The organism is Aeromicrobium sp. 10G20-16, from assembly GCF_055809665.1.
The window spans coordinates 792061-816427 of sequence record NZ_CM147919.1; the positions used below are offsets into that span (position 1 = coordinate 792061).

The window sequence follows — 24367 nt, forward strand, 5'->3', positions numbered from 1 at the left end:
ACTCGACCAGGCCCGCAAACAGAGTGACTCAGGGGTGGAGTCGTACCGCAATGGTCAAAGTGCCGAGGCCCGGTGAGCGAATTTGATAAACCTGCACGATGACCATGGCGAAGTTGAAGTTCGGCAAGCTGAGTGAGGCCTGGAAGGGCGAGGCGAGCGATTTCACACCCTTGTTGGCCGACCAGCTGGACAATCTCGGCGACGCGATCGGGATTGATCTAGCTGCCGTCGGCAAGTCCGAGGTCCTCACTACCGGGGGTCGCCGCATCGACATCGTGGCGCAGGGCGACGACGGATCCGAGTTCGTCGTCGAGAACCAGTACGGCAGGGCAGACCACGATCACCTCACGCGAGGGCTGGCCTACGCAGTGGCGCGTCATGCTCGAGGTCTCGTCGTGGTGGCCGAGGAGCATAGGGACGAATTCAAAGCGGTCGCGCAATATTTGAACGACTTGGCCGAACTCGATAGCAAGCGCGGAATCTCCGTGTGGCTGGTCGAGGCGAAAGCGGTGCGCATCGATGACAGCTCGTGGGCGCCATTGTTCACCGCAGTCATCGAGCCCAACCAGTTCACAGCCACCGTGGAACAGGCCAAGATGGCCGAAAGACCCGGTTCGTTGGAAGAGTTCTATGCTCAAATTTCAGACGCGGACGTTCGTGCTGCCGCCGAGTCTGTAATGACCGCGTGGATGGGAGCTGGGTACAAGCGACGCATCGAATCAAACCACGTCGTTCTCGAGGCCGCCGGGCCCGCAGCAAGCGGAGTACGAACCGTCGTCGCGCTTTTCAACGACGGCCGAGTATTGGTCCCGTTCAGTTCCTACGCTGGCGTCAACAGTGGCATCGAAGTTCCCGCCCTGACCACCGTGGGTTTTCGCGCCGACGCTGATTCGCTGTTCAACTTCAACGGCACCGAGAAGCAGGCACGCACGCAACCAGGCTGGCTCTCTGCGGACCGCGTGGATCCGCTCTTGACGTTCTGCTTCGGCGTGGCGAACGCCTACAAGGAAGTGTTGGCAGTCTGATTGAGCACTCATCCCACTCCACCCGACGGCTGTCGGACTTTCCCGTCACCCGATCAACGCCGAACCACCCGATCCTAGGATTCGGTTTCATCCCGCGCTCAAGCGGACGACACTAGGGTGGCCTTGTGATCACCGGGGAGCTCAAGAGCAAGATCGACCGTATTTGGGACGCCTTCTGGTCCGGTGGCATCAGTAACCCGCTGGAGGTCATCGAGCAGATCACGTACCTGCTGTTCATCCGCCGCCTCGACGACATTCAGACGTTGGCCGAGAACAAGGCCCGCGTCACGAAGACCGAGGTCGAGAACCCGACCTTTCTGCCCGGTCAGTCGCACCTGAGGTGGAGTGAGTTCAAGAACTCGGCTCCCGACGTCATGTTCAAGGTGGTCAGCGAGGAGGTCTTCCCCTTCCTGCGCACGGTGGGGGGCGACGACTCGACGTACAGCGAGCACATGCGGGACGCTCGCTTCACCATCCCGACACCAGCGCTGCTGAGCAAGGTCGTCGACATGCTCGACGACATCCCGATGGCCGATCGCGACACCAACGGCGACCTCTACGAGTACCTGCTGTCCCAGATCGCCAGCGCCGGCAAGAACGGCCAGTTCCGCACACCCCGGCACATCATCGACCTCATGGTCAAGATGACCGCGCCGAAGCCCACCGACGAGATCTGCGACCCCGCCTGCGGCACGGCCGGCTTCCTGGTGGCCGCCAGCGAGTACGTCCGCGAGACGCACGCTGAAGCGCTGCTGGACTCCACGCAGCGCCAGCACTTCCACGCCTCGATGTTCCACGGCTACGACTTCGACTCCACCATGCTGCGCATCGGCAGCATGAACATGCTGCTGCACGGCATCGAGTCCCCCGACATCCGCTACCGCGACTCGCTGTCCGAGGGCTCAGCGGGAGAGGCAGACAAGTACACGCTGATCCTCGCGAACCCGCCGTTCGCCGGTTCGCTCGACTACGAGTCGACGGCCAAGGACCTGCAGCGAATCGTCAAGACCAAGAAGACCGAACTGTTGTTCCTCGCGCTGTTCCTCAGGCTGCTCAAGCCGGGCGGTCGCGCGGCCGTCATCGTGCCCGACGGGGTGCTGTTCGGGTCGAGTACTGCGCACAAGACGCTGCGCAAGATGCTGGTCGAGGACCAGAAGCTCGACGCTGTGGTGAAGCTTCCCTCGGGTGTGTTCCGTCCCTACGCAGGCGTCTCGACTGCCATCTTGTTCTTCACCCGGACAGATTCCGGCGGAACCGACGACGTGTGGTTCTACGACGTGCGTGCCGACGGCTTCTCCCTCGACGACAAGCGCAACCGGGTCGACTCCAACGACCTTCCCGATGTGCTCGCTCGTTGGCAGGACCGCAGTTCAGAGAAGGACCGCGCCCGCACCGAACAGTCGTTCCTCGTGCCCAAGGCCGACATCGTCGCCCAGGCCTATGACCTCTCGCTCAATCGCTACAAGGAGATCGTCCACGACGAGATCGAGCATCGCGCCCCGCTCGACATCATCGCCGACATCGAGACCCTCGAGGACGAGATCGCCGAGGGGCGCGCCGAGCTGAAGGCCATGCTCTCGTGAAGACGGCTCAGCTCTGTGAAGTCGCCAAACTCGACTACGGGTGTGCGTTCGACTCGAGGCAGTTCAACACGGATGGGCGCGGCTTGCCACTCGTGCGCATCCGCGATGTTGTCCGGGGCCGATCCGACACCTACTACTCAGGCGAATATGCCGATCGCTACCTCGTGAACGACGGCGACTATCTGATCGGAATGGATGGCCAATTCAACTTGGCTCGCTGGCGAGGAGGCAAGGCCCTTCTCAACCAGCGAGTCTGCCGACTCGGCGATCTCGAAGCCTCGCTCGACCGCGCCTACCTCGCTCGATTCATGCCGCTGGCACTGAAGGCCATTGAGAATGCCACCCCATTCGTCACCGTGAAGCATTTGTCGGCGAAAGCGCTCAATGCGATCGAGGTGCCTCTCCCACCCCTCCCCGAGCAGCGCCGCATCGCCGCGATCCTCGACCACGCCGAGGCCCTCCGCGCCAAGCGCCGCCAAGTCCTCACCCACCTCGACTCCCTGACGAAGTCGATCTTCAACGACATGTTCGAGGGAGGGGCCTGGCCGACTGAGAAGCTGGGCGATCGGCTCCAGTTCCTTACAAGCGGTTCCCGCGGCTGGGCGAAGTACTACGCGCCCGATGGCGACAAGTTCATCCGGATTCAGAACGTCAAGGGTGGATATCTCAACCAAAGCGACATGGCCTTCGTTGCCGCGCCAGATACGGCAGAGGCTCGCCGAACCGCAGTTCAGGCGGGCGACGTGCTCTTGAGCATCACCGCTGACCTTGGCAGGACGGCCGTCGTGCCAGACGGGCTGGGACGAGCCTTCATCAACCAGCACCTGGCCATTCTCCGGGCGCCCTCGGTTACGCCTCGCTATCTCGCCGACTTCCTGGAGTCGCCAACAGGTCAACGTGAGGTCCTAGGCAAGGACCGCGGTGCAACGAAAGCTGGGCTCAATTTCGACGACGTGCGTTCGGTCGCGCTACCGATTCCCCCAGTGAACATGCAGACCGTCTACGCCGAGCGCATCGAACGGATCAACGCGCAGCGCGCCAACGTACTCCCGGCGATCGACGCCGACGACAGCCTCTTCCGGTCCCTTCAGGCCCGCGCCTTCCGAGGAGAGTTGTGACCAATGCCCGTTGAGATGAGGATGTGGCGCATCGACGGCGACGAGCCCAAGCCACTGACCACCTCGGTCCTGCCTGCCGAGAAGGACCTCCACGAGTTCCTCAAGCGCGACCCATCGCTGCTCGGCGATCGCCTACTGGTCATCGGTAGCGAGGTCATCACGCCGTACGGGTCACGTCTCGATCTGCTCGCGATCGACGTCGACGGCAACCTGAACCTGCTGGAGCTCAAGCGCGACAAGACTCCGCGCGAGGTGGTCGCCCAAGTGCTCGACTACGGCTCGTGGGCGTCGACACTGTCGCGTGACGACATTCGCGACATCGCCAGCAAACATCTTGACCAGCCGCTCGAGGCCGCCTTCGAGGACGTCTTCGGCAGCGCGCCGCCGGACGACCTCAACGGCGACCTCAGCCTCACCATCGTGGCTGCAGAGCTCGACGCCAGCTCGGAGCGGATCGTCAACTACTTGCGCGACTTCGGCGTTCCGGTCAACGCGGTCTTCTTCTCGTACCTCGAGGACGACGGGCGTCGCTACCTGGCCCGATCCTGGCTGACCGCGTCGGACGACGAGACGCCGGCCGCGGCTGCGGGAAGCAGGAAGAGCAAGCGCGCCGCGTGGAACGGCAAGGACTGGTACATCTCGTTCAGCGGGGGGGAGCGCGTCTGGGAGGACGCGCGGCAGTTCGGCTTTGTCTCCGGCGGTGGCGGGAAGATGTGGTCACAGGACATGCGGGCATTGCCGACGGGTGCCCGCATCTGGGTCAATGTGCCCCCGATGCGCTACGTCGCGGTGGGGCGCGTGCTGGGCCCCGCCACGCGTTTCGAGAACACCGAGGTTCGCCTCGACGGCACCTGGATTCCGTTGGCCGCACAAACCCTGCAAGGGTCCTACGCTGCAGATCCGTCGACCGAGGACGACTTGGCCGAATGGGTCGTGCCCGTCGAGTGGATTGACGCCCGTCCCCTCGACGCTGGGTTCTGGGAGAAGGGCATGTTCGCCAGTCAGCACAGCGCCTGCAAACTGCGTCAGGAGTTCACCCTCGAACGCTTGGCCGATCACTTCGACATCGACGACGAGGAGTGATCGATCGCCATGGGCAACTTCGACTTCGTCCTCCAGACGCTGCCGTCGCTGCATGACGACTGCACGCGGGCCGAGTCGTACCTGTCGTCTGACCCGCGTTCGGCCTGCTTCTACAGCCGCCGGGTGGTCGAGGAGCTCGTCGGCTACCTCTACGACGTCCTATCGCTGCCCATCCCCTACCGCAACGACCTCGCGGCGAAGATCAATGATGCTGCCTTCAAGGCTCAGGTGCCGCAGGGCGTCACGCAGAAGCTGACCGCTATCCGTCGCATCGCCAACACCGCCGTCCACGAGAACCGGCAGATCCGTCCCGACGTCTCGCTCGCGGTGCTGCGCGAGCTGTTCAACGTCGTCGTGTGGACGTCTTACCACCACTCCCCTGAGCCGACGGCAGTCCCGCTGCAGGCTCAGTTCGACCCGGGCCTCGCCGCCAAGGCCGCCCCGTTGTCGCGCGCCGACATCGGCCGACTTGCGGCCAAGTTCAAGGAGCAGGACGAAGCCCACGCCCGCGCGCTGGCCGAGCGAGACGATCAGCTCGCCGCACACGAGGCCGAGATCGCCGAGCTCAGGGCTCAGATCGCCTCCGCCCAAGCAGCCGTGGCCCCCGACACTCGGGACTACGACGAGGCCGACGCCCGCGACCTGTTCATCGACGTGCTGCTGCACGAGGCCGGATGGGCCCTGGATCAGGACCGCGACCGCGAGTACGAAGTCACCGGCATGCCCAACGCCGAGGGCCGGGGCTTCGTCGACTACGTGCTGTGGGGCGCTGACGGATTGCCCCTGGCCGTGGTGGAGGCCAAGCGCACGTCCAAGTCGCCCGAAGTCGGCCAGCAACAAGCCAAGCTGTATGCCGACTGCCTGGAGACGCAGTTCGGCCGACGCCCCGTGATCTTCTACACCAACGGCTACGAGCACCGGATCTGGGACGACGTCGCCGGCTACCCGCCGCGTGACATCCAGGGCTTCTACACCCGCGACGAGCTGGAGCTGCTGGTACAGCGCCGCCAGACCAAGCTCTCGCTGGCGTCCGCGCAGGCGAACACCGACATCGCTGGCCGTCCGTACCAGGTGCGGGCCATCAAGGCGGTCGGCGACGCATTCGACCGCAAGCAGCGCGAGGCACTCCTCGTCATGGCAACCGGCTCGGGCAAGACGCGCACCACCATCGCGCTCGTCGACCTCTTGCAGAAGGCCAACTGGGTCAAGCGAGTGCTCTTCCTCGCCGACCGCACCGCTCTGGTCAACCAGGCGGCCAACGCCTTCAAGCAGCACCTGCCCGGGTCCACAACGGTCAATCTCGTGACCGAGAAGGCGGTCGACGGTCGCGTCTACGTCTCCACCTATCCCACGATGATGAACCTCATCAACGACATCGACGACGGGACCCGTCGATTCGGCCCCGGCCACTTCGATCTCATCGTGATCGACGAGGCTCACCGCTCCGTGTACGCCAAGTACGGCGCGATCTTCGACTACTTCGACTCACTGCTCGTCGGCCTCACCGCGACGCCGAAGGACGAGGTCGACCACAACACCTACCGGCTGTTTCACCTCGAGGACGGTGTGCCCACCGACAACTACTCGCTCGACGAGGCGGTCGACGCCGGGTACCTGGTTCCACCGAAGGGCATCAGCGTGGGCACCCAGTTCCTGCGGTCGGGCATCAGGTACGACGACCTCAGCGAGGAGGAGAAGGATCAGTGGGACGGCCTCGACTGGGGCGAGGACGGCCCGCCCGACGAGGTTGGCGCCGAGGAGCTCAACCGGTTCCTGTTCAACGAAGACACGGTCGACAAGGTCCTCGAGACCGTGATGATGCGCGGCCACAAGGTCGCCAGTGGCGATCGGTTGGGCAAGACCATCGTCTTCGCCAAGAGCCAGAAGCATGCCGAGTTCATCGAGATGCGGTTCAACCTCGCGTACCCCGAGCTGGCCGGGCACTTCGCCCGAGTCATAACCCACGGCACCCCGTACGCCCAGTCGCTCATCGACGACTTCTCGATCAAGGACAAGGCGCCGCACATCGCGATCAGCGTCGACATGCTCGACACCGGCATCGACGTGCCAGAGGTCGTCAACCTGGTCTTCTTCAAGATGGTGCGCTCGAAGTCGAAGTTCTGGCAGATGCTCGGCCGCGGCACCCGCCTGTGTCCTGACCTGTTCGGGCCCGGCGAGGACAAGCAGGACTTCCTCGTGTTCGACTTCTGCGGCAATCTTGAGTACTTCAGCCAGGACCTACCCGGTTCGCAGGGACAGACCCAGAAGTCGCTGTCGCAACGCCTGTTCGAAGCGCGACTCGGTCTGGTGACAGCGCTCGGCGAGGATGAGCCTGATCTGCGCACCTCGACGGCTGCCAGCCTCCACGAGATCGTTGCCGGCATGAATCTCGACAACTTCGTCGTGCGGCCGCACCGCAGAGCCGTCGAGAAGTTCGCCGCCGCCGAAGCCTGGCGGTCACTGAGCCCAGCCGACGCGGACGACCTGCTCAGGCTTGCCGGACTGCCGTCCCCCGTCCACGAAGACGACGAGGACGCCAAGCGATTCGACCTGCTCATCCTTCGTCGACAACTCGCGCAGCTCGACGGAGACGCCGTGCTCGCTGAGCGGTTGCGAGAGACCGCGCAGCACGTCGCCGCCGCGCTTCTCGGCAAGACGACGATCCCCAGTGTCGCCGAGCAGGCCGAACTGCTCGAGGCCATGGCTGGCGACGAGTGGTGGATCGACGTCACCTTGCCCATGCTGGAGCTCGCACGCCTACGCGTGCGCAGCCTCGTGCGGTTCGTCGAGAAGACCCAGCGCAACCCGATCTACACCGACTTCGAGGACGTCATCGGCGATGGCGTCGAAGTCCTACTCCCCCGGGTGACGCCCGGCACGAACTTTGAACGCTTCCGAGCCAAGGCCGAGGTCTACCTGCGCGAGCACCTCGACAACCTCGCTCTCCAGCGTCTTCGTCGCAACAACCAGCTGACGGCGTCCGACCTAGCGGAGCTGGAGCGGATGCTCATCGCCTCTGGTGGCCAGCAGCCCGACATCGCGTGGGCCACCGAACAAGGTGGCCTCGGGATCTTCGTCCGCAGCCTCGTGGGTCTCGACCGCTCGGCAGCCGTCGAAGCGTTCGAGAACTACCTGGACAGCACGCGCTTCTCGGCCGATCAGGTCCGCTTCGTGACTCTGATCGTCGATGAGCTCATCGCGAACGGCGTCATGGAGCCCGGTCGCCTCTTCGAGTCGCCCTACACCGACCACGCCCCCACCGGGCCGGACTTCTTCTTCCCCGACGCGGACGTAGAGGTCATCGTCGATACCCTCCAGCACATCAAGCAGACCGCCGTCCCCGACGAGGTGGCGTGATCCAACCATGCTGACTGGGTTTCCTCGTCACTTCCTTCACGCCAACGGATAATCCGACAACGAAAGCCGCTGATCTGCAGCGAGCCCAGACTGATCGCACCTCGGCTGCTGACCTCCGAGAGACCTACTCAACGGTCCCCGCACGGTCTAGCGTGATCTCGTGAAGCAATCCGCCATCGGGCTCGGGCACGCGCTGGGCGACCTCGCCGCGGAGGCGAAGACCGATGCCTGAGGAGAAGCGCGCCGCTCTCGCCGCGTGGGTGTCGGCCTACATCGCCGAGACGAGCCGGGACGAGAACGTCGACGCCTTCGTCGACCACGTCGACTCCGCCATCCTCGACCTCACGCCTGAGCTGGCGACCGACCCGGTGCTGACCGCGGAGCTCCACGCCAGCACCAAGGCTCACTTCCGGTCGTTCCTGAGCCTGCTCGACCGGGAGAAGAAGGAGCTCCTGCTTCCACCGCAGGCGACAGACCTGGCCCTCTCGATCGCCCGCCGCAACCTCGACATGGGCGTCCTGCTCAAGGTCTACCGGGTGGCGGCGGCAGCGACGTGGGACTTCTTCACCCACGTGGCCAGCGAGGTTCCCGAGGACGGTCCCGACCGCACCGACGTGCTGATCTACCTGTGGGACCACGGCGGCAGCTGGATCAACGAGTCGATCGAGCAGCTCATCCAGGTCTTCTACGACGAACGCGAGACCGTGATGCAGGGCTCGCTCGCCCGGCGCAGCGAGCTGGTCTACGCGATCCTGCGCGGCGAGCAGGTGCAGGTCGACGCCGCCTCCAACGACCTCGGGCACCCCCTGCGCGCGACTCACGTCGGTGTCGTGCTCTGGGCCGACGACGCCCACGACGACGCCTTGGTGCCGCTGAACCGTCTGGCCACGTCACTGGCAGCCCACCTGGGTGCCGGCGCTCCCCTGACGCTGCCCGCTGGCCGACGCGAGGTCTGGAGCTGGATCGCCACGCACGGCGATCCGGATCTGAGCGACCTGCGCACGCTGGTCCCCGACGACGGCCCGCTGCGGGCGGCGATCGGCGTCCCCGGCGTCGGGATCGACGGGTTCCGACAGAGCCACCGAGAGGCTCTTGCGGCCCAGCGGCTGGCGGTCTCCCACCACACGGACGACCGCTTCACCGCGTACGCCGACGTGGAGCTCGTCAGCCTGGTGGCCGGCAGCCCCGACGGGGTCGCCGCGCTGGTGCAGCGCGAGCTCGGCGCGCTGGCCGGTGACGATCCGGGACTCGAGCGCATCCGCGAGACGGTGCAGCTGTTCCTGGCCAACGGCGGAAACGTCGACGCGACCGCGTCGACATTGATCGTGCACAAGAACACCGTCCGGTACCGGCTCGCCCAGGCCGAGGAGCTGGTGGGGCACCCGTTGTCCGAGCGGCGCACGGAGATCGACCTGGCGCTGCGAGCACTGCGATGGCAGGCCCGCTGAGGTCTTTTGGACTCCAGCACAACGCCTGCGCCGATGTTCGGACTGGCGTCTGTGGCCGACGTCACAATGAGTTGGCACAGTGCTGGAGACCGAGGGACTCGCAGGTCCCACCTTCTCGTTCGCTCTGAGAGGCTGACATGACTTCCTACGACTACATCGTGGTCGGTGCCGGTTCCGCCGGTGCCGCCGTCGCCAACCGGCTGTCCGCCGACCCCGGCACCAGCGTCCTGCTCATCGAGGCGGGTGGTTCGCACCGCAACCTCAACGTGCAGGTGCCGGCTGCGTTCTCCAAGCAGTTCAAGGGCAAGCTCGACTGGGACTACACCACCGAGCCCGAGCCGTACCTCGACGGACGCGAGATCTACCACCCGCGGGGCAAGATGCTCGGCGGCTCCAGCGGCACCAACGCGATGATCTACATCCGCGGCAACCGGGCCGACTACGACGGCTGGGCCGCCGGCGGCGCCACCGGCTGGTCGTACGACGACGTGCTGCCGCTGTTCAAGCGCTCGGAGAACAACTCGCGTGGCGCCTCGGCCCTGCACGGCGGCGACGGTCCGATGCACGTGCAGGACCCCCGCTCCCCCAACGACCTGAGCCTGGCCATCGTCGACGCGATCGCGTCCACCGGGATGGAGCGCAACGACGACTTCAACGGAGTCGAGCAGACCGGCACCGGGCTCTACCAGCTCACCCAGAAGCGCGGGGCTCGCTGGACGACCGCCGACGGGTACATCAAGCCCGCTGCGAAGCGCAGCAACCTGACCATCATGAGCAAGACCCACGCCCTCAGGCTGCGCACCTCGGGCGGACGCGTCACCGGGGTCGAGATCGAGCGCGGCGGCAAGCAGTCCTTCGTGGAGGCCAAGCGCGAGGTCGTGCTCTCGGCCGGCGCGATCAACACTCCGCAGCTGCTCATGCTCTCGGGCATCGGTCCGGCCGACCACCTGAGCCAGCACGGCATCGACGTGGTCGTCGACAACCCCAACGTGGGCGCGAACCTGATGGACCACCCGATGTACCTGCTCAACTACGAGACCAGCGCGAAGGGCACGCTCGCCGAGGCCGAGTCCCCGAAGGCGCTGCTGCAGTACCTCGCCACACGCCGCGGCCACCTGACGTCGAACATCGGTGAGGTCGGCGCCTTCTTCCACACGCGTTCGGGTGACGCAGCGCCGTACATGCAGCTCATCGCGGCGCCGAGCTACTTCTGGAACCACGGGTTCACGACGTACGACAAGCCGGCGTACGCGATCGGCTGCTCGATGGTCGGCGCCCAGAGCAAGGGCTTCGTGCGGCTGCGCAGCTCGGACCCGAAGGCCAAGGCGTCGATCCTGCACAACTACTTCGAGCACCCGGACGACATGGACGCCATGGTGACCGCCATCGAGCGGGTCCGTGACATTGCGGCGTCCGGACCGCTGAAGCCGTTCACCGGCAAGGAGATCCACCCCGGCGAGGGCGCCAAGAGCCGTGCCGAGGTCGAGGCGGAGATCCGCGCCAGCGTCGAGCACACCTACCACCCGGCGTGCACCGCGCGCATCGGCTCGGAGTCCGACGGCGTGGTCGACCCGCAGCTGCGGGTGCACGGCATCGCGGGACTTCGCATCGCGGACGCGTCGGTGTTCCCGGTGATCCCGCACGGCAACACTCACGCGCCGGCCCTCATGGTCGGCGAGAAGGCCTCCGACCTGATCACGGGGTGACACCGGCGCCAAGGCCCGACTCCGCGAGGGCGCTTCACCACGGCTGAGCCGTCAGCCGGCCGATCCCCGCGGCATCGGGGCGCGCCAGTCGCCACGCAGGGCGAGGAGGCGCCAAGCCAGGCACAGGCTGCCGCCGAGCAGGCCGGCGAGCCACAGAGGTTGGTCGTAGCGGTGCAGGAGCCCCGCGACCATGGCACCGGCCAGCGCCGGGGTGGCGTAGAGCTCGCTGCGGAAGATCTCCGGCGGTCGGCCGGTCAGCACGTCGCGGAGCATGCCGCCGCCAATGCCGGTGACCATGCCCATCAGAGCCGCCGGGATCGGGCCCAGACCGTAGTCGACCGCCTTGACCGCGCCCGTCACGCAGAACAGGGCGAGGCCGAAGGCGTCGAGCACCTTGATGGTGCGCTCACGGCGTCCGACCGACGGGTGGAAGCGGAACGTCAGCAGGCCCGCCGCGACCGGAGCCATCAGGTAGCGCCAGTCCGCGAGCGCCGCCGGGGGCGTCGCGCCGATGAGGACGTCGCGCAGGAATCCCCCGCCGAGGCCCGTGGTTCCGGCCAGCACGAGGATGCCGAAGATGTCGTAGCCCTTGCGCACGCCGGCCAGTGCCCCGGCGGCGGCGAACACGAAGATGCCGGCCAGGTCGAACAGCACCAGCACGAGCGGAGTGGAGGACACCTGCGCAGGCTATCGGCGCCCGTACGATCAACGCGTGCGCATCGTCTCCCTGCTCCCCTCGACCACCGAGATCCTGTTCGCCATCGGCGCCGGACCCGACGTCGTGGGCGTGACGTTCGAGTGCGACCACCCGGCCGAGGCGCGTGACCGCCGCATCGTGTCCACCTCGGCGATGCCCGAAGGACTCACCCCGCGCGAGATCGACGACTTCGTCGGCGCCGCCGTCGCCGCGGGCGAGGACCTGTACCACCTGGAGTCCGACGCCCTGGCCGAGCTCGACGCCGACCTGGTCGTCACGCAGGACCTCTGCGCGGTGTGCGCCGTCGACGTCTCCGTGGTCGACGACGCCCTCACCTACCTGGGCTGCACTGCCGACGTCGTGACGACCGACCCGCACACGATCGACGAAGTGCTGGGGTCCATCGAGCTGCTCGGTGAGCGCACCGGCCGGGTGGACGCCGCGAAGCTCCTGACCGACGGACTGCACACCCGACTCGACGCCGTTCGGGCCGCCGTGGCCGACGAGCCCAGGCCGCGGGTGCTGCTGCTGGAGTGGACCGATCCCCCGTTCGCGCCGGGCCACTGGATCCCCGAGATGATCCAGATCGCTGGGGGTGACCCGGCGCTGGGCGCGGTCGGCGAGAAGTCGGTGCGGATCACGTGGGACGACGCGACGAGCGCCGCGCCGGACGTCGTCATCTGCGCTCCGTGCGGCTACGACCTCGACACCGCCGCCACGCTCGCCGCCGAGGTCACCGACCGCTTTCCGGACGTCCCGGTGTGGGCCGTCGACGCCAACGCGTCGTTCGCCCGACCCGGTCCGCGGCTGGTCGACGGAGTCGAGACCTTGGCGAGCATCTTCCATCCGTCGGTCGTCGGTGAGCCCAGCACCGAAACAGCACGACGAATCTGACGGTATTCCTTGCCATTCGAACACCTGTTCGATATACTAGATGCATGACGCGCAGCGCTCTCACCGAGGCGAAGGTGGAGTGCGCCCAGGCCGAACATCGGCTGTGGTCAGCGGTGCTGCGGGAGCGTGACGAGCGGGTCTCCGAGGTGGAGCGCAGCGAGCCGAGCAGCTCGATGTGGCGTCGCATGGCGGTCAACGGCGTTGCCCACGACATCGCCACCGCGCTGCACCTGTCCGAACCACAGACCTGGCGCATCATCAACGCCGCCGAGACGGTGCGCGACGACGCGCCGTCGGCGTGGGCCGCGTTCGGCGCGGGAGAAGCTGGACGCCGCCCGGGTGTCCATCATCGCGAGCGCACTGCTGCGCGCCACCCAGGCCGAGACCCGTGAACACATCGACGGAGCCGTGCTCGCCTACGCAGCCGACCACACTCCCGCCGAGCTGCGCCGCTGGCTCGACCGCCTGATCGATCGCCTTGAGCCCCCCAGCCTCTCCGACGCCGAGAGGGCCCGGGCCGACCGGAACGTGCGCGTCAGCCCCGGCCACCACGGCATGAGCCTGATGCAGGCGTGGATCCCGTCCCTGGCCGCGGTTGCCGCCGACCAGCGCCTCACCGCCGCAGCTCGGCTGCTGGAGGACGATCCGGGTGACGCCCGCACGATCGAGCAGAAGCGCGCTGACCTGTTCTGCTCCTGGCTGACCAACGCCACCGGTACCAGCACCGACATCCACGCCGAGATCGCCGTCATCGTCGAGGCGCAGGCGCTGGCCGGCGTCGTCGACACCCCCGGCCACATCGTGACCGCCGACGATCACGTGCCGGTCCCGCCCGAGTGGATCCTCCAGCTGGCCCAGAGCGGCAACGCCCTGTGGACCCGACTGCTGACCGATCCGGCCGGCACCGTCCTCGACGTCACGCACCACGGCTACCAGCCGCCCCGGGCGTTGCGCGAGGCCATTCGGTGGCGCGACCTCACCTGCCGGGTCCGCGGATGCCACGTCCTCGCCGAACGGTGCGACCTCGACCACGCACAACCCTTCGACGCCGGCGGCCCCACCACGGGTGCGAACCTACGAGCCCTCTGCCGAAGACACCACGGCATGAAGGGTCACGGCGTGCTCGATGCCAGCGCCTTCGACCCCCCGGAAGCCCATCTCGTCCGACTCCCCACCCCACCGATGATCGTGGAGTTCGTCGCGGCCTGACGGTGCGCGTCAGGCTGCGCTGGGCGTGAGGCGCAGGAGCCGCCCGGCGCCCTCGTCCTCCAGCAGCCAGATGGCACCGTCGGGGCCCTGCTCGACCGCGCGGATGCGCTCGCCCATGTCGAAGGTCTGGACGTCGCCGGCACTCGTGCCGTCGAGGTCGACCCGCACCAGCGCCTTGCCCGACAGCGCGCCCATGAAGGCGTCGCCCTTCCACTGCGGGAACAGGTCACCGGAGTAGATCAACAGGCTGCCCGGCGAGATGCTCGGATTCCACGACGCCTTCGGGGCCGCGAATCCGTCGCCGGCCGAATGGTCCGGAATGTCGTCGCCGTTGTAGTCGCTGCCGTCCGAGACCTTGGGCCAGCCGTAGTTGGCACCCTGCTCGATGACGTTGAGCTCGTCGCCGCCCTTCGGCCCCATCTCGGACTCCCAGAGCGTGCCATCGGGGGCGAACTCGAGGCCGAGCGGGTTGCGGTGCCCGAAGCTTCCAGATCTCGGCCGACGACCCGTCCAGTCCCATGCGCACGATGGAGCCGAGCGTGTTGGACGTGTCCTGTGCCGGGGTCTTCTTCTGCCGCTCCCCCGACGAGACGAACAGGTGCTCGCCGTCGGGGTCGAAGGCGATGCGGTGGCCGAAGTGACCCGAGCCCGACACCTTGGGAGTCTGCCGCCAGATGACCTCGAGGTCCTGCAGCGACGGCTGCTCGCCGGTCTGGAGGGTGGCGCGGCCGACCACTGCGCCGGAACCGCCGTCACCTGCCTCGACCCAGCTGAGGTAGACCGTCTGGTCGTCGGCGAAGGTCGGTGCGACCACGACGTCGCCGAGCCCGCCCTGGCCGGCCGCCACCACGTCGGGTGCACCGGCCACCTCGACGCTCTCGCCGCTCTGGGCGTCGCGCAGGTTGAGCGTGCCGGTGCGTTCGGTGACGAGCAGGTCACCGCCCGGCAGGAAGGCCATCGCCCACGGATCGTCGAAGCGGTCGACGGTCTCGACCTGGAACGACACGGGGCCGCTCTCGGTGGTCTCCTCCACCGCCGAGACCTCGCGAACACCGTCGCCGGAGCACCCCGCCGCCAGCAGCGCGACGGCACTCACGAGCAGGGATGCCGGGGTCGCAGCTCGTGTTCTCATGGTCCAAGCCTTGCCGACCGGACCAAGCCCAGCAACGCGAACCGGCGTCAGCAGCGCGCCATGCCGGTCATGAAGCGGCCCACCAGCGGCAGCTCACTGAGGCCCTCGGCACCGGCCATGACGATGCTCTGCGCGGCCATCGCGTCGGCGCTGCCCAGCACCGCGTACCGCGGCACCCACTGTGGATCGAACTTGGCGTTGAAGCGCCACAACGACTCGATCTGGGTCTGCGAGGCGGCGCCCTGCAGCAGCCGTCGCACCGCTCGCGCGCCCCACGTGGTGTTCTCACCGCTCACGATGGTGCGGAAGACGGCGAAGTTGAGCCCCACCCGGCCGACACCGGCCGCAGCGAACCGGCCGATGCTCTCCACGATGAGGAAGTCGATGATGCCGTTGGGCAGCTCGTGGTCGATGTTGCGGCGCATCACGTCGAGCGACCACCCGTCCGCGCACGGCACCCACTGCAGGAACGCCTGCGGGACGCCGTCGCCGTCGCGCGCGATCGACACCAGCAGTCCACGGTCGCGGGCGTCGAACAGTCGCGACAGCGTCATCGAGAATCCGCGCTCGGTCTCGCCCTGACGACACATCCGCGCCAGGTCGAGCAGACGGTCGCGGTCCTCGGCGGACACCGCGGCGGGGTCGACGAGGTCCATGGTGAAGCCTGCGCGGCCGATGCGCCGGTGCGCACGGCGGATCGAGCTGCGCGCGGGAATGTCCACGGTGAAGTCACGCGCGTCGAGCACGGCCTCGTCCCCCAGGTAGACCGGGTGCAGTCCGCTGGCCTCGTACACCGACAGCCACGCCGCCGACGCACCGAGGACGGCGACGGTCCACCCGTGGGCCTCGACGAAGTCGGTGAACGCGGCCCACACCTGCGCGCGGTCGGACGTGGGACCGACCGGGTCGGGCGCGACCACGCACACGCCACCGCGCACCGCGTACGCCACCAGGCTCTCGCCGTGGAAGAACCACTGCTTGTCGTCGCGCAGCGCGAAGTACGCCAGCGTGTCGCCGCCATGCAGCTCAACGATCTCGCGAGCACGCAGCTCGTCCGAGGACCGTTCGACACCGTCGACCGGTCCCACCATGCGCGGCGACCACAGCAACCACAGGGCGCCGCTGAGGCAGGCGAGGCCGACGCCGGCCAGCAACGGTGCGGCCAGCGGACCTCCGTAGCCCAGCGGGCCCGACGTGATGCCGGCCATCCGGGCGGCGGCCGTCGCCGTGGCTCGCAGACCGCCTTGATCGAACGCCGCCGCCAGCAGCGTGGAGGCGACCAGCGCGCCGCAGATGCCCGCGGCGGCCTGCCGGGCCGCTCGTCGCACCACGGCGGGAGTCTGCACCACCGGGAAGCACCGACGCCGAGTCGCGATCCACGCGGCAGCAGCCACGGGAGGAATGGTCGACCAGGAGAGGTCCTCGTGCAGCACGTGTCCGCCGACCGACAGCACCAGCAGGGTCAGCGTGGCGACCCATGCGGCGCGATGGCCACGGCGGAGTCCACGCGCGGTGAGGATCAGACCGACTGACAAGAAGACCAGGGTCACTCCGGCCGAGCTCGGCGACATGGCCGTCGCCACCTCGAGAACCTCCTGCACCCGGCTGTGCGACGGACCGGAGGCCACCGAGACCAGCCCCAGCGCGCCGACCACGCAAGCGGTCGTGGCGGCGATGCGGCGGGTGCGGTCCCGCTCGGCCCACGTCCGGGCCACCGACGGCGCGCTCATCGCAGGCTCGCAAAGACGTCGTCGAGCCGCGTACCGGGCTCACGACCGCGCTCGACGAACCACTCGCGGCCCAGCACGACGCGGCCGATCGGACCCGGCAGCGCAGCCAGGTAGCCGACCGTCCGAGACGGAGCACCGGAGTCCTGGCTGGCATGGGCGGACAGGGCCGACCGCTTGGCCGGGACCTGGGCACGGACGTCGACGCGATGCGTGATCTCCGAGCGTGCCGAGTAGGCCGAGCGGAACGCCGCGGCGGCCACCGGCAGACGCCCGGGCAGCAGGCGCATCACGGCGGCCGCCCGCACCAGCAGGGTGCGGTCGACCGTCGCCTCCAGCACCACCGGCGTGCCGGCGAGCTCGGCCGCTGCCGCCGCCACGTGGTGCACGTGCACGTGATCGGGATGTCCGTAACCGCCCGCGCGGTCGTAGCTGGTGAGCACGTCGGCGTCCTCCTCGGTCAGCACCGCCGCCAGCTCGGCGGCAGCCTGCTCGACCGGAACATCGGAGAAGTGACCGTCGCGGTGCCCCAGGGCCACCACGCGGTGCGCACCGATCGCCGCCGCAGCCTCGTGCAGCTCGCGCAGGCGAAGCGCACCGAGCTCGGCACGCGGGAACCGGCTCTCGTCGGCCAGCCCCGCGGCACCGTCGGTGGCCGTGACGATCACCACGCGGTGACCCTCCGCGACGCACCGCGCGAGAGTGCCACCGGTGAGCAGGGCCTCGTCGTCGGGGTGGGCATGGAAGGACACGACCGTGAACGTCGTGGATCTGAGCGTCATGGGGTGACAGTGCCACGACCACCCGCCCCCGACGAAGCGGCACTCAGCGCGCACTCAGCGAACCTGGTGCAGCATGATCACGTTCCACCAACCACCCACGCTCGAGAGGACCGGCCGTGTCCCGTTCACGCATCATCCGTGTGGCCCTGACGGTCTCAGCACTCGGCGCGTCGGCCGCGATGACGGCCGCGCTGCCCCACCTCGCCGGCATGACCTGGGCGAGCATCCTGCAGGTCGTCGCAGGCGTGTCCGTCGGGGCACTGGTCGGCCTGACCGCGCTGTGGGGTGCCGGACTGCTGGTGCACACCATCGTGCTCACCGCGGCGCTGCCCGGCCTGTCGGCCCGCCGCGCGCTGCTGCTCAACGTGTCAGGCAGCGCGGTGTCCAACGTGGCACCGTTCGGAGGGGTCGCCGGCATGGGTCTCGGCTTCACGATGGCCCGCACCTGGGACATCCACCCGGCGGACTTCACCTCCTTCACCGCGATCAGCAACCTGTGGAACACGCTGGGCAAGGTCCTGGTCGGTTCCGCACTGATCGTGGTGGCGATCGCGGTGGGCATCACGCTGCCGCCGAAGCTCGACACCTGGCTGGTGTACGGCGCGGCCGCGGTGCTGGCCGTCACGCTGCTGGGCGTCGCAGCACTGTGCAGTGCCAGGGCGGCCGGCGTCGTCGGTGGGGCCCTGGATCGCGCCACCAACGCGACGCTGCGCGCGTTCGGGTCCGAGCGTCGCGTCGACGCCGTCGCCTGGGTCGAGCGCACCCGCCAAGCCAACTCCAGCACCATCGCGGACGGCTGGGGTCGCCTCACCGTCGGCGTGCTCGCCTACCTGGCGCTCCAGGGCCTGCTGCTGGCCGGCTGCCTGCTCGCCGTCGGGACCCACGCACCGTGGCTGGTCATCGCCGTGGCCTTCGGGGTCGAGCGCCTGCTGACGGTCGTGCCGTTCACTCCGGGCGGCAGCGGCGTGGCCGAGCTGGGCACCGTCGCGGTGCTGGCCGCGATGGGCGTCGATCCGGTGGGTGCGGCGGCGGGCGTGCTGCTGTACCGGTTGTTCATCTTCCTGCTCGAGATCCCGGTCGGCGGGGTCAGCGCGCTGGTGTGGTTCCGCCGCCGATCCAGCGCCGCGGTGACCGACCAGCGTCAGGCGGTGTCGGCATGAAGATCCTGCACGTCACCGACTGCTACCTGCCCCGCCTCGGCGGGATCGAGATGCACGTCCACGACCTCGCGACCCGTCAGGCCGAGGCCGGGCATGACGTCACCGTCGTCACCACCACCCCGGCCGGCGGCCACGCCGACCCTGAGGGCCCGGTGCGGGTCGAGCGCGTCACGAGCGTGATCGGGCTGGGTGCGGGCGCCCGCATCGCCGACCTCGCCGATCGGCTCGACGCCGACGTCGTGCACGCCCACGTGTCGGTGGCCTCGCCCACGACGTGGGCCGGCGTCCGGGCGGTCGGCGGTTCCATCCCCACCGTGGTCACCGTGCACTCGGTGCTCCCCGACGTGCGCGCGTTGGTGCGCGTCATGGCGACGGTCGGCGGCTTCCTGTCACCGTCGGTGACCATCACCGCCGTCAGCGACGTCGCGGCCGCGCCGTGGCGACGGGCCCTGGGAGACCGCGCCCCCGTGCACGTGCTGCACAACGGCATCGATCCCGGCCTGTGGTCGGTGGACCACGAGGAGACGCCGGGGACGTTCACCGTCGTGGCGGTGGGGCGCTTCGCCAGGCGCAAGCGGCACCGGGCCCTGGTGCGCACCCTGGCTCGCCTCAAGGACAACCTGCCCGACGACATCGCCCTGCGGGCTGTCATCGTCGGCGACGGCGACGAGCTCCCCGCGGTCCGCGCCGACGTGCGTCGCCTCGGGCTGAATGACGTGGTGGAGCTGCCCGGCGCCCTGGATCGCACGCAGATCAAGGAGCTGCTGCGACACGCGGACGCGTTCGCCGCGCCGGCGGTCCTGGAGTCCTTCGGCATCGCTGCGCTGGAGGCCCGGTGCGCCGGCGTGCCCGTCGTCGCCATGCGGCAGGGCGGAGCCGTGGAGTTCATCGAGCACGGCCGCGACGGGCTGTTCGTCGGCACCGACCAGGAGATGGCCGACGCGCTGCTGCGGCTGGCGACCGACGACGACCTGCGTCACCGGCTGGCCGAGCACAGCGCGTCCCGACCCCCACAGGTGGCCTGGCCGGCCGTGCTGCAGCAGCACGAGGCGATGTATGGCCGGGCCGGGAGTCCCGCACTGGTGCGCACCGGATGATGTCCGTCCCCGCACCGTCCGCGGTACGGCGGCTCACCGCGAGCGTGCGGGCGCGATCGGCGATCGCCGCGACTCTCGTGATGATCATCGGCACCGTCGCCGCGTCCGTCCTGCTGCTCACGCTGCTGGAACGTGCGCTGATCTCGACGGTGCAGTCGAACGCCGAGGAGCGGGCCCAGTCCATCGCCCGGGTCGCGGCCGCGGCCGATCTGGACACGGTCCGCAAGGATCTGGTCGACAACACCGTGGAGAGCCAGGTGGCCCAGCTGGTGGCGCCCGACGGCGAGGTGGTGGCCGCCTCCTCGGCCCGTGGCGAGGGCCAGGTGCTCACGACCTTGCGACCGCCGGCCGGCCAGGTTCAAGAGGTGGAGCGCCACTCGCTCGAGCTCCTGCGCACGCGTGACCCCTACCTCGTGACGGTGCAGGGCGTGCAGCGCGACGGCCAGCTGTACACGGTCGTGATCGCCACCTCGATCGCTCCGCAGCGCGAGTCGGTCGAGACCCTCCTGACCTACCTGTTCGTGCTGATCCCGGTCGGCAGCGTGCTGGTCGGCTTCGGCACCTGGATCGTCGCCGGACGCGCCCTGCGACCGGTCGAGGCGATACGGCGACGCGTCGCCGACATCCGCGCGGGCGACCTGGTGGAGCCGGTGCCGGTGCCGCCCTCGCACGACGAGGTGGCGCGCCTGGCCACGACCATGAACGACATGCTCGGCCGGCTGGACGCCGGCGACCGACGCCAGCGGGCGTTCGTGTCCGACGCCAGCCACGAGCTGCGCAGCCCCATCGCCACCCTGTCGGCGTCGCTGGAGCTGCTCGGCGACTCACCGGCCCCGGCCGACTGGGGATCGCGCCGCGAGGTGATGACCACCGAGGTCGAGCGCATGCGTCGACTCGTCGACGACCTGCTGTTCCTCGCCAAGGCCGACGACCGCGGCCTGCGGGTGCGAGTGCAGCAGGTCGACCTCGACGATCTCGTCGCCCAGGAGGTGCAGCGACTGCGTGCCGCAGGATCGCTGACGGTCAACGCCTCGATCGCCCCGGCACGCGTCGACGGCGATCTGCAGGGTCTGTCGCAGGCGGTGCGCAACCTGGTCGAGAACGCCGCACACGCCGCGCGCAGCCGGGTCGCCGTCACGGTGGTCGGCGACGGCGACGACGCGGTGGTCGAGGTGTCCGACGACGGGCTGGGCGTGCCGATTCCCGACCGCGACCGCATCTTCGAGCGGTTCGTGCGGCTGGACGCCAGCCGTACCCGCGACCACGGGGGAAGCGGCCTGGGTCTTGCCATCGTCCGTGAGATCGTGACCGGCCACGGCGGCACCATCACGGTCGACGAGTCGACGTGGGGCGGTGCCCGGTTCGTGCTGCGGCTCCCCCGCGACCGTTCCGCCGACCCGACCGACGCCTGAGCGCCGTCAGCCGCCGGCGGGGTCGAGGCGGTAGCCGACGCCGCGGATGGTCTCGAGCGCCTGGCGGTCGAACGGCACGTCGATCTTGAGGCGCAGGTAGCGCACGTACACCTCCACCACGTTCACGTCGCCGTCGTAGGCCGAGTCCCACACGTTCTCGAGGATGTGCGCCTTCGACATCGCCTCACCCGGATGCTGCATGAAGAACTGCAGCAGGGCGAACTCCTTGGGCGTCATCGTCACGTCGGTGCCCTGGCGGGTGACCCGGTGGGTGCCGGGGTCGAGGACCAGGTCTCCGACCTCCAGCACGGTGGGACGCGCCGGAGCACCGCGCCGGAACAGCGCTCGGATGCGCGCCAGTAGCACCACGAAGCTGAACGGCTTGGTGAGGTAGTCGTCGGCACCGAGGTCGAAGGCGTCCACCTGGTCGAACTCGCCGTCCTTGGCGGTCAGCATCAGCACGGGCGTCCACACGCTCCTGGCCCGGATGCCCTTGAGGACGTCGTAACCGTTCAGGCCCGGCAGCATGATGTCGAGCACGATGACGTCGAACTCGTGCTCGGTCGCCCACCACAGACCCTCGTGGCCGTCGTGCGCGATCTCCACCACGAACCCGTGGTCCACCAGACCCCGCTTGATCGTGTCGGCGAGGAACACCTCGTCCTCGACCAGCAGCACGCGCATCGGTTCTCCTTCGACCTACTTGTGTCGGACGACCCATCGTGCACCATCAGGCAGGTGCCACGGGCTGCCTCAGGATGGTGCGGAGCCTCTCGGGCTGGGTGCGGCGCGGGTCGCCGAGGTAGACCTCGTGATGCCGGCCGGTCATCCGAAGGCCGCGGGAGGGGATGAACTGGTCATTCATAAGCGCCAGGACGTCGCCCTCCTCGTCGTACGGGCCGACATGCAGGGGTCTGGACGCAGAGGCCCTCGTCCAGCTGGTCCAACCGGACCGACGACGACCCAGCCTGGGTCTTCGCAGGTTCGAGAGCCGCCCGGACCAGGTCGGTGTCGACCCAGTCGGGCACCAGGATCATCACGGTCCAGCTCCAGCGCGTCTTGTCGCGCGCCGACGTGAAGGTCGTCATGTCGTCGGACCACCACAGCGCCTCCAGCGGCGGCACCACGTAGTCGCGTCCGAGCTCGTTCTTGCTGGCGAACTTGAGCCGGTAGGCCACCGGGTACAGCGCCTCGAGCGCCTGGGCGTACGCCGGGTCGGTGTTCGGGTCACCCGCCCCGTCGACCATGAGGTACCGCATCGAGGGCAGCTCGATGACGTCGAACCGGCCGCGACGCGCACGATAGGACTCCATCGTGCGCTTCAGATCTACCTTCTCCACGTGCCGCCTCCGCTCGCCATTGCGTACGCCCCCAGCAGCCTAGAACGGGCTCGCTTCGCGCCGCGTGACCCTGTCGACCTGTCACGATTCGTCCATGGCGGGCCGAGGCTGGAAGTTCTGGACGTTCGTGGTCGTGGCCGGCCTGATGGCGGTCGGTGGGATCGGGAACCTCTCGGCGACGGAAGAGCGTCCCGCTCCTTCGCCCACAGCTACCGCGGAGGCGGACGTGGTGGTCCCGGCGGCGGCGCCCACGACACCGGAACCGACCATCGAGGCGCCGGAGCTGTTGTTCGTCGCCGACCAGAAGGACGGCGACTCGTTCGTCGCGTCCGACGGGGTGGAGTACCGGCTGGGCCTGGTCAACACGCCCGAGCGCAACGAGCCGTGCGGGAGCGACGCGACCGCCTTCACTCGCGACTTCCTGGCCTCGGGCTTCACCGTCGACGCGTACTCCTCCGACACCTACGGTCGGACCGTGGCGGAGGTGTTCGACGCCGACGGCGACTCGCTCAACGTTGCACTCGCCGAGAGCGGACTGGGCAACGATCAGTACCTCGAGCAGTTCCGCTCCGAGAACCCCGCCCTCGGCAGCCGGCTCGACGACGCCTTCGCCTCAGCGGCCACGCCGTCCTGTCAGACGGCGAACACGCCGGCGCCCCTCGTGGCCCAGCCGAAGAAGACGAACTGCATGGAGGGCTACTCACCCTGCATCCCGATTGCGGCCGACCTCAACTGCCCCGACATCGGCTTCCGCGTCAAGGTGACCGGCGACGATCCGTACCGGCTCGACCGGGACGGCGACGGCTACGGCTGTGAGTAGTCGCGACCCGCGACTCCGGCACACTGTCCAGATGAGCCTCCCGGACGCACCATGACGGCCACGCACGCCCACGAGCCGCACGCGGGAGGCATGGCCGCTCGGCTCAACTGGCTGCGCGCCGGCGTGCTCGGTGCCAACGACGGCATCGTGTCGACGGCTGGGCTGGTGGTGGGTGTCGCCAGTGCGACGTCGGCCCGGGGGCCGATCTTCACTGCTGGTCTCGCGGGACTGGTCGCCGGCGCCGTGTCGATGGCGCTGGGTGAGTACGTCTCGGTCAGCAGCCAGCGCGACAGCGAGCGGTCCCAGCTGGCCATGGAGCGGCGCGAGCTGCGCGAGATGCCCGAGGAGGAGCTCGAGGAGCTGGCCGGGATCTACCGACGCAAGGGCCTGACGGAGCAGACCGCACGTCAGGTGGCCCAGGAGCTCACCGCCCACGATGCCCTCGCCGCGCATGCCGAGGCCGAGCTGCACATCGACCCGGACGGTCTCACCAACCCGTGGCACGCGGCAGGCGCGTCAGCCGTCGCCTTCACGCTGGGAGCCCTGCTCCCACTGGCCGCCATCCTGGTGGCACCTTCAGGCTCGCGCATCGTCGTGACCGTCGCCGTGGTGCTGGCAGCCTTGGCGATCACCGGCTGGCTCAGCGCTCGCATCGGTGCGAGCACCGCTCGCGTGGCGGTGGCGCGCGTCGTCATCGGCGGTGCGGCGGGGCTCGCCCTCACCTACGCGATCGGGCGCGCGTTCGGGACCGCCATCGGCTGACCGCGCGCGGACCGC

20 protein-coding genes and 2 pseudogenes are annotated in these 24367 nt (G+C 68.7%); 15 read left to right on the forward strand and 7 right to left on the reverse strand.

What is annotated here, in order from left to right; all coding sequences use genetic code 11:
* Nucleotides 1-98 precede the first annotated feature (98 nt).
* From AC0L5F_RS03935 to AC0L5F_RS03965, 7 genes are all read left to right on the forward strand, one after another.
* Entirely contained in the window at nucleotides 99-1025 is a 927-nt protein-coding gene (locus AC0L5F_RS03935; RefSeq protein WP_473315317.1) for a hypothetical protein, read from the forward strand.
* A gap of 125 nt (nucleotides 1026-1150) precedes the next feature.
* Entirely contained in the window at nucleotides 1151-2608 is a 1458-nt protein-coding gene (locus tag AC0L5F_RS03940) for a type I restriction-modification system subunit M (protein WP_473315319.1), read from the forward strand.
* On the forward strand, nucleotides 2605-3726 hold the full coding sequence (locus AC0L5F_RS03945) for a restriction endonuclease subunit S (RefSeq protein ID WP_473315320.1): 1122 nt from the start codon (nucleotides 2605-2607) through the stop codon (nucleotides 3724-3726). Before AC0L5F_RS03940 ends, AC0L5F_RS03945 begins: the two co-directional genes overlap by 4 nt.
* A gap of 3 nt (nucleotides 3727-3729) precedes the next feature.
* Nucleotides 3730-4809: a hypothetical protein gene (locus AC0L5F_RS03950; RefSeq protein ID WP_473315321.1), complete on the forward strand. Its 1080-nt coding sequence runs from the start codon at nucleotides 3730-3732 to the stop codon at nucleotides 4807-4809.
* Between the two features lie 9 nt (nucleotides 4810-4818).
* A complete protein-coding gene (locus tag AC0L5F_RS03955; RefSeq protein ID WP_473315322.1) occupies nucleotides 4819-8166 on the forward strand; it encodes a DEAD/DEAH box helicase family protein in 3348 nt (1115 codons plus the stop codon).
* Nucleotides 8167-8390: 224 nt separating this feature from the next.
* Nucleotides 8391-9614: a PucR family transcriptional regulator gene (locus AC0L5F_RS03960; RefSeq protein WP_473315323.1), complete on the forward strand. Its 1224-nt coding sequence runs from the start codon at nucleotides 8391-8393 to the stop codon at nucleotides 9612-9614.
* A gap of 137 nt (nucleotides 9615-9751) precedes the next feature.
* Nucleotides 9752-11320 (forward strand): GMC family oxidoreductase, encoded by a 1569-nt coding sequence (locus tag AC0L5F_RS03965; protein ID WP_473315324.1) that lies wholly within the window; start codon nucleotides 9752-9754, stop codon nucleotides 11318-11320.
* Between the two features lie 51 nt (nucleotides 11321-11371).
* Here the strand turns inward: AC0L5F_RS03965 and AC0L5F_RS03970 are convergent, their stop codons facing one another.
* Nucleotides 11372-11998, reverse strand: a complete 627-nt coding sequence (locus tag AC0L5F_RS03970) for a trimeric intracellular cation channel family protein (protein ID WP_473315325.1) — start codon at nucleotides 11996-11998, stop codon at nucleotides 11372-11374.
* Between the two features lie 34 nt (nucleotides 11999-12032).
* Between AC0L5F_RS03970 and AC0L5F_RS03975 the strand changes: the two genes are divergently transcribed.
* Genes AC0L5F_RS03975 through AC0L5F_RS03985 form a run of 3 tightly spaced genes read left to right on the forward strand, consistent with a single transcriptional unit; the run spans nucleotide 12033 to nucleotide 14120 of the window.
* Nucleotides 12033-12911: a cobalamin-binding protein gene (locus tag AC0L5F_RS03975; RefSeq protein WP_473315326.1), complete on the forward strand. Its 879-nt coding sequence runs from the start codon at nucleotides 12033-12035 to the stop codon at nucleotides 12909-12911.
* A gap of 44 nt (nucleotides 12912-12955) precedes the next feature.
* Nucleotides 12956-13303, forward strand: coding sequence for a hypothetical protein (locus AC0L5F_RS03980; RefSeq protein WP_473315327.1), 348 nt, complete (start codon nucleotides 12956-12958; stop codon nucleotides 13301-13303).
* A complete protein-coding gene (locus AC0L5F_RS03985; RefSeq protein ID WP_473315328.1) occupies nucleotides 13251-14120 on the forward strand; it encodes an HNH endonuclease in 870 nt (289 codons plus the stop codon). The genes AC0L5F_RS03980 and AC0L5F_RS03985 overlap by 53 nt, the downstream gene beginning before the upstream one ends.
* A 9-nt stretch (nucleotides 14121-14129) precedes the next feature.
* On the opposite strand, the pseudogene AC0L5F_RS03990 reads toward AC0L5F_RS03985, so the two are convergent.
* The 4 genes and pseudogenes from AC0L5F_RS03990 to AC0L5F_RS04005 form a co-directional block, all read right to left on the reverse strand.
* A pseudogene (locus tag AC0L5F_RS03990) lies at nucleotides 14130-14549 on the reverse strand (PQQ-dependent sugar dehydrogenase); the annotation flags it as partial.
* Between the two features lie 124 nt (nucleotides 14550-14673).
* Nucleotides 14674-15252, reverse strand: a pseudogene (locus AC0L5F_RS03995) (PQQ-dependent sugar dehydrogenase); the annotation flags it as partial.
* 47 nt (nucleotides 15253-15299) lie between these two features.
* Nucleotides 15300-16982 (reverse strand): bifunctional lysylphosphatidylglycerol flippase/synthetase MprF, encoded by a 1683-nt coding sequence (locus tag AC0L5F_RS04000; RefSeq protein ID WP_473315329.1) that lies wholly within the window; start codon nucleotides 16980-16982, stop codon nucleotides 15300-15302.
* Nucleotides 16979-17761 carry a PIG-L deacetylase family protein gene (locus AC0L5F_RS04005; RefSeq protein WP_473315330.1) on the reverse strand — a complete coding sequence of 261 codons (783 nt, stop codon included), beginning with the start codon at nucleotides 17759-17761 and terminating at the stop codon, nucleotides 16979-16981. The genes AC0L5F_RS04000 and AC0L5F_RS04005 overlap by 4 nt, the downstream gene beginning before the upstream one ends.
* A 116-nt stretch (nucleotides 17762-17877) precedes the next feature.
* Between AC0L5F_RS04005 and AC0L5F_RS04010 the strand changes: the two genes are divergently transcribed.
* The 3 genes from AC0L5F_RS04010 (at nucleotide 17878) to AC0L5F_RS04020 (ending at nucleotide 21430) form a co-directional block, all read left to right on the forward strand.
* Nucleotides 17878-18921: a flippase-like domain-containing protein gene (locus AC0L5F_RS04010; protein WP_473315331.1), complete on the forward strand. Its 1044-nt coding sequence runs from the start codon at nucleotides 17878-17880 to the stop codon at nucleotides 18919-18921.
* Nucleotides 18918-20018 (forward strand): glycosyltransferase family 4 protein, encoded by a 1101-nt coding sequence (locus AC0L5F_RS04015; protein WP_473315332.1) that lies wholly within the window; start codon nucleotides 18918-18920, stop codon nucleotides 20016-20018. Before AC0L5F_RS04010 ends, AC0L5F_RS04015 begins: the two co-directional genes overlap by 4 nt.
* An 80-nt stretch (nucleotides 20019-20098) precedes the next feature.
* On the forward strand, nucleotides 20099-21430 hold the full coding sequence (locus AC0L5F_RS04020; RefSeq protein ID WP_473316141.1) for a sensor histidine kinase: 1332 nt from the start codon (nucleotides 20099-20101) through the stop codon (nucleotides 21428-21430).
* 6 nt (nucleotides 21431-21436) lie between these two features.
* On the opposite strand, the gene AC0L5F_RS04025 is transcribed toward AC0L5F_RS04020, so the two are convergent.
* Both AC0L5F_RS04025 and AC0L5F_RS04030 read right to left on the reverse strand, forming a co-directional pair.
* On the reverse strand, nucleotides 21437-22114 hold the full coding sequence (locus AC0L5F_RS04025; RefSeq protein ID WP_473315333.1) for a response regulator transcription factor: 678 nt from the start codon (nucleotides 22112-22114) through the stop codon (nucleotides 21437-21439).
* Between the two features lie 173 nt (nucleotides 22115-22287).
* Complete coding sequence (locus AC0L5F_RS04030; RefSeq protein ID WP_473315335.1) at nucleotides 22288-22770, reverse strand: GyrI-like domain-containing protein; 483 nt, start codon at nucleotides 22768-22770, stop codon at nucleotides 22288-22290.
* A 94-nt stretch (nucleotides 22771-22864) separates the two neighbouring features.
* On the opposite strand from AC0L5F_RS04030, the gene AC0L5F_RS04035 reads away from it, so the two are divergent.
* Together AC0L5F_RS04035 and AC0L5F_RS04040 are read left to right on the forward strand one after the other, a co-directional pair.
* Nucleotides 22865-23590: a thermonuclease family protein gene (locus AC0L5F_RS04035; RefSeq protein ID WP_473315336.1), complete on the forward strand. Its 726-nt coding sequence runs from the start codon at nucleotides 22865-22867 to the stop codon at nucleotides 23588-23590.
* 51 nt (nucleotides 23591-23641) lie between these two features.
* A complete protein-coding gene (locus AC0L5F_RS04040) occupies nucleotides 23642-24352 on the forward strand; it encodes a VIT1/CCC1 transporter family protein (RefSeq protein WP_473315337.1) in 711 nt (236 codons plus the stop codon).
* Nucleotides 24353-24367: the final 15 nt, after the last annotated feature.